The sequence below is a fragment of the Zobellia sp. OII3 genome, assembly GCF_002211465.1.
GTDB classification, from domain to species: Bacteria; Bacteroidota; Bacteroidia; order Flavobacteriales; family Flavobacteriaceae; genus Zobellia; species Zobellia galactanivorans.
Map to the genome: position 1 here is coordinate 1 of NZ_MWRZ01000026.1, position 5729 is coordinate 5729.

The 5729-nt window shown below is 50.9% G+C and carries 2 tRNA genes and 3 rRNA genes; all 5 read left to right on the forward strand.

What is annotated here, in order from left to right:
• The first annotated feature begins 421 nt into the window (after positions 1-421).
• Positions 422-1945: ribosomal RNA gene (locus B4Q04_RS22280) — 16S ribosomal RNA — on the forward strand.
• Between the two features lie 143 nt (positions 1946-2088).
• Positions 2089-2162, forward strand: a tRNA-Ile gene (locus tag B4Q04_RS22285).
• Between the two features lie 122 nt (positions 2163-2284).
• Positions 2285-2361, forward strand: a tRNA-Ala gene (locus B4Q04_RS22290).
• 204 nt (positions 2362-2565) lie between these two features.
• A 23S ribosomal RNA gene (locus tag B4Q04_RS22295) occupies positions 2566-5400 on the forward strand.
• Positions 5401-5567: 167 nt separating this feature from the next.
• A 5S ribosomal RNA gene (rrf, locus tag B4Q04_RS22300) occupies positions 5568-5677 on the forward strand.
• The 16S, 23S and 5S rRNA genes sit together here with 2 tRNA genes alongside, the layout of an rRNA operon.
• Positions 5678-5729: the final 52 nt, after the last annotated feature.

Below are 5729 nucleotides of genomic sequence, written 5' to 3' on the forward strand. Positions count from 1 at the left end.
AAAAAACTCTTTGAGAATTAAAAAAGGGTCTTACATTTGCAGCCCGCAAAACAGGTATGAAGATGTTTGTTAAGCGAGGGTAAACAAAGAGTAAACGTTCCTTTTGAAATATTGTTTTTTACGGCCGAAAAAAAGATTCAGATTTTTTTTCAAAAAAAGTTGCCGGTTAAAAAAACAGTTGTATATTTGCAGCCGCTTAGACAAACAGTAACAATGTTTATCGGGCGTCACCGGGGGACCGGGGAGGAATATAGAAGTTCATTTGACATATTGTGGAGACAGCGTAATAGGGACAAAAAGGGAAACCTTCAGTTCCGCTAAGAATTACGAAAAACAACATACAGACAAGATTTTTATTTTAGGATGAGAGTCGGGGCCGGGAAGACCTTAGGTTGATAGACTTATAATATATAATGAAACAACGATGAAGAGTTTGATCCTGGCTCAGGATGAACGCTAGCGGCAGGCCTAACACATGCAAGTCGAGGGGTAACATGGTAGCTTGCTACCGATGACGACCGGCGCACGGGTGCGCAACGCGTATACAATCTGCCCCCTACTGTGGGATAGCCCAGAGAAATTTGGATTAATACCACATGGTACCATATTACGGCATCGTATTTATGGTTAAAGGTTACGGTAGGGGATGAGTATGCGTCCCATTAGTTAGTTGGTGAGGTAACGGCTCACCAAGACCGCGATGGGTAGGGGCCCTGAGAGGGGGATCCCCCACACTGGTACTGAGACACGGACCAGACTCCTACGGGAGGCAGCAGTGAGGAATATTGGACAATGGGCGGGAGCCTGATCCAGCCATGCCGCGTGCAGGAAGAATGCCCTATGGGTAGTAAACTGCTTTTATACGGGAAGAAAAAGGGCTACGTGTAGCCCACTGACGGTACCGTAAGAATAAGGACCGGCTAACTCCGTGCCAGCAGCCGCGGTAATACGGAGGGTCCGAGCGTTATCCGGAATTATTGGGTTTAAAGGGTCCGTAGGCGGGCCGATAAGTCAGGGGTGAAAGTTTGCAGCTCAACTGTAAAATTGCCTTTGATACTGTCGGTCTTGAGTTATAGTGAAGTTGCCGGAATATGTAGTGTAGCGGTGAAATGCATAGATATTACATAGAACACCGATTGCGAAGGCAGGTGACTAACTATATACTGACGCTGATGGACGAAAGCGTGGGGAGCGAACAGGATTAGATACCCTGGTAGTCCACGCCGTAAACGATGGATACTAGCTGTCCGGGTCCTTGAGACCTGGGCGGCCAAGCGAAAGTGATAAGTATCCCACCTGGGGAGTACGTTCGCAAGAATGAAACTCAAAGGAATTGACGGGGGCCCGCACAAGCGGTGGAGCATGTGGTTTAATTCGATGATACGCGAGGAACCTTACCAGGGCTTAAATGCATTTTGACAGGGGTAGAGATACCTTTTCCTTCGGGCAATTTGCAAGGTGCTGCATGGTTGTCGTCAGCTCGTGCCGTGAGGTGTCAGGTTAAGTCCTATAACGAGCGCAACCCCTACCGTTAGTTGCCAGCGAGTCATGTCGGGGACTCTAACGGGACTGCCGGTGCAAACCGTGAGGAAGGTGGGGACGACGTCAAATCATCACGGCCCTTACGTCCTGGGCCACACACGTGCTACAATGGCCGGTACAGCGGGAAGCCATGCGGCAACGCAGAGCGGATCCACAAAACCGGTCACAGTTCGGATCGGGGTCTGCAACTCGACCCCGTGAAGCTGGAATCGCTAGTAATCGGATATCAGCCATGATCCGGTGAATACGTTCCCGGGCCTTGTACACACCGCCCGTCAAGCCATGGAAGCCGGGAGTGCCTGAAGTCCGTCACCGCAAGGAGCGGCCTAGGGCAAGATCGGTAACTAGGGCTAAGTCGTAACAAGGTAGCCGTACCGGAAGGTGCGGCTGGAACACCTCCTTTCTAGAGCTTCGGCCCGAGGAATTTAAAAAGGTCCCGACGCCTCGTTCTAAATATAATCTAAACTGTAGGTCAAAAAAGAAAGTCTCCACATTAATAATAATAGAATACTTCTTTTGGTACGAAGTACTAAGAGTGGTAGGGACAGTCCCATAGCTCAGCTGGTTAGAGCGCTACACTGATAATGTAGAGGTCGGCAGTTCGAGTCTGCCTGGGACTACAAGGAGCATCTTTAGATAGGTGCGCACGTTCATTGAGAATAAATATTGAAGGAAATTCTAGAAGTTGAGTAGTAGTTGGAGGCACTGACTACTAACTACTATGTACTAACTACTAGTATATGGGGGATTAGCTCAGCTGGCTAGAGCGCCTGCCTTGCACGCAGGAGGTCATCGGTTCGACTCCGATATTCTCCACCAGGTAATGCGAAGTGATATTGAATTATCGCGAGGTATTACATGAGGAGCCTTAAAGACGATTTTTAATTGTCCGAGGGCGACTCGCCACAAGTTCATTGACATATTGGGACAGGACGTATATCTTTAGGGATATATGTACTGAAGAAAAAGAAAACACGAATTTTTTAAGTAAAGAGTACGAATACGAATAGAACAAAAGGTCTGGCGACAAGCTAGATAAGGGCGTATGGGGAATGCCTAGGCTCTCAGAGGCGATGAAGGACGCGATAAGCTGCGAAAAGCTGCGGGGATCGGCACATACGATATGATCCGCAGGTATCCGAATGGGGCAACCCAGCATGTTGAAGACATGTTATCCGCAAGGAGGCAAACCCGGTGAACTGAAACATCTAAGTAGCCGGAGGAGGAGAAAACAAAAGTGATTCCGGGAGTAGCGGCGAGCGAAACCGGATTAGTCCAAACCGTACATGTTCCGGCATGTGCGGGGTTGTAGGACCGCGACATTCGAACAGTTATGAACTAGAACAAGTTGGAAAGCTTGGCCGCAGACGGTGATAGCCCGGTATAGGTAAAGACCTGCAAGATAGCGGTATCCTGAGTAGCGCGGGGCACGTGAAACCCTGTGTGAAACCGGCGGGACCATCCGCCAAGACTAAATACTCCTGAGAGACCGATAGTGAACCAGTACCGTGAGGGAAAGGTGAAAAGAACCGTGAACAACGGAGTGAAAAAGATCCTGAAACCATACGCTTACAAGCGGTCGGAGCCCTTCGGGGTGACGGCGTGCCTTTTGCATAATGAGCCTACGAGTTACTTTTACTGGCAAGGTTAAGGCCTTCAGGGCCGGAGCCGCAGCGAAAGCGAGTCTTAACAGGGCGCCACAGTCAGTAGTAGTAGACGCGAAACCGTGCGATCTACCCATGGGCAGGTTGAAGCTGTGGTAACACACAGTGGAGGACCGAACCCGTTGACGTTGAAAAGTCTTGGGATGACCTGTGGGTAGGGGTGAAAGGCCAATCAAGCTCGGAAATAGCTCGTACTCCCCGAAATGCATTTAGGTGCAGCGTGTAGATAGTTTTATAGAGGTAGAGCTACTGATTGGATGCGGGGGCTTCACCGCCTACCAATTCCTGACAAACTCCGAATGCTATAAAACGTTTCTGCGCAGTGAGGGCATGGGTGCTAAGGTCCATGTCCGAGAGGGAAAGAACCCAGACCATCAGCTAAGGTCCCAAAATATATGCTAAGTTGAAAAAACGCGGTGGAACTGCATTGACAGCCAGGATGTTGGCTTGGAAGCAGCCATTCATTTAAAGAGTGCGTAACAGCTCACTGGTCGAGCGGTTCCGCATGGATAATGATCGGGCATAAGCATATTACCGAAGCTATGGCTTTGTATTTATACAAGGGGTAGGGGAGCATTGTAGTGCCGTTGAAGGTGTACCTGCGAGGGATGCTGGAGGAGCTACAAACGAAAATGTAGGCATAAGTAACGATAATGCGGGCGAGAAACCCGCACGCCGAAAGACCAAGGTTTCCCCAGCTATGCTAATCAGCTGGGGGTCAGTCGGGACCTAACGCGGACCCGAAGGGGGAAGTGGATGGACAAGCAGTTAATATTCTGCTACCCGCACATCATTAAAAGCGACGGAGGCGAGAAGTTGGTGCGTGCAGACGGAATTGCACGTTGAAGCGAGTGGTAACACCGCGATAGTACACCGAGGCTACGGCCAAGGTGATAATCCAGCGTATCGACTTCCAAGAAAAGCGAGATGTGCGGCCCGTACCGTAAACCGACACAGGTGGTTGGGATGAGTATTCTAAGGCGCTCGAGAGATTCATGGCTAAGGAACTAGGCAAAATAGACCCGTAACTTCGGGAGAAGGGTCGCCCCGACGTCAAGTCGGGGCCGCAGTGAAGAGGTCCAGGCGACTGTTTATCAAAAACACAGGGCTCTGCAAAATCGAGAGATGAAGTATAGGGCCTGACACCTGCCCGGTGCTGGAAGGTTAAGGGGAGATGTGAATCCTTCGGGAGGAAGCATTGAACTGAAGCCCCAGTAAACGGCGGCCGTAACTATAACGGTCCTAAGGTAGCGAAATTCCTTGTCGGGTAAGTTCCGACCTGCACGAATGGTGCAACGATCTGGACACTGTCTCGGCCATGAGCTCGGTGAAATTGTAGTATCGGTGAAGATGCCGGTTACCCGCAGTGGGACGAAAAGACCCCGTGCACCTTTACTATAGCTTCGTATTGACCTTGGTCAAGCAATGTGTAGGATAGCTGGGAGACTTTGAAGGCGCACCGCCAGGTGTGTTGGAGTCGCCGTTGAAATACCAGCCTTTGCTTGTCCGGGGCCTAACCCTCCAAGAGGGAACAGTGCGTGGTGGGTAGTTTGACTGGGGTGGTCGCCTCCAAAAGAGTAACGGAGGCTTCTAAAGGTGCCCTCAGTACGGTCGGCAATCGTACGTAGAGTGCAATGGCACAAGGGCGCTTGACTGTGAGACATACAGGTCGAACAGGTTGGAAACAAGAGCATAGTGATCCGGTGGTTCCGCATGGAAGGGCCATCGCTCAAAGGATAAAAGGTACGCCGGGGATAACAGGCTGATCTCCCCCAAGAGCTCATATCGACGGGGGGGTTTGGCACCTCGATGTCGGCTCGTCACATCCTGGGGCTGGAGAAGGTCCCAAGGGTTGGGCTGTTCGCCCATTAAAGTGGCACGCGAGCTGGGTTCAGAACGTCGTGAGACAGTTCGGTCTCTATCTACTGCGGGCGTTAGAAATTCGAGCGGACCTGGCCCTAGTACGAGAGGACCGGGCCGGACCGACCGCTGGTGCACCGGTTGTCCCGCCAGGGGCATTGCCGGGTAGCTATGTCGGGATGGGATAAGCGCTGAAAGCATATAAGCGCGAAACCCGCCGCAAGATGAGATTTCTTTAAAGGACCGTGGGAGATGACCACGTTGATAGGCCATAGGTGCAACGGCAGTAATGTCGGTAGCCGAGTGGTACTAATTGTCCGTACGGCTTGCGCAACGTAAGTCCCTTCCCCGCTTCGGCAGGGAAGGGCGACAACCTTTTCTCTATAACATTCTGCCTTTTACTTAAAAGGAACGACGTTTTCTTTCTTCTACCTGTCCCATTATTTATGTCATACCCGTGACAGCGCAAAAGCAAGGTCGGGGTATTAAAATATTTAAAATTTAGGTGGCCATGGCGGCGGGGCCCACCCCTTTCCATTCCGAACAGGGAAGTTAAGCCCGCTAGCGCCGATGGTACTGCCAATAGGTGGGAGAGTAGGAAGCCGCCTTACTTCGAGGTCCCGATCAGTTTTACTGGTCGGGACCTTTTTTTTTGACCATGGC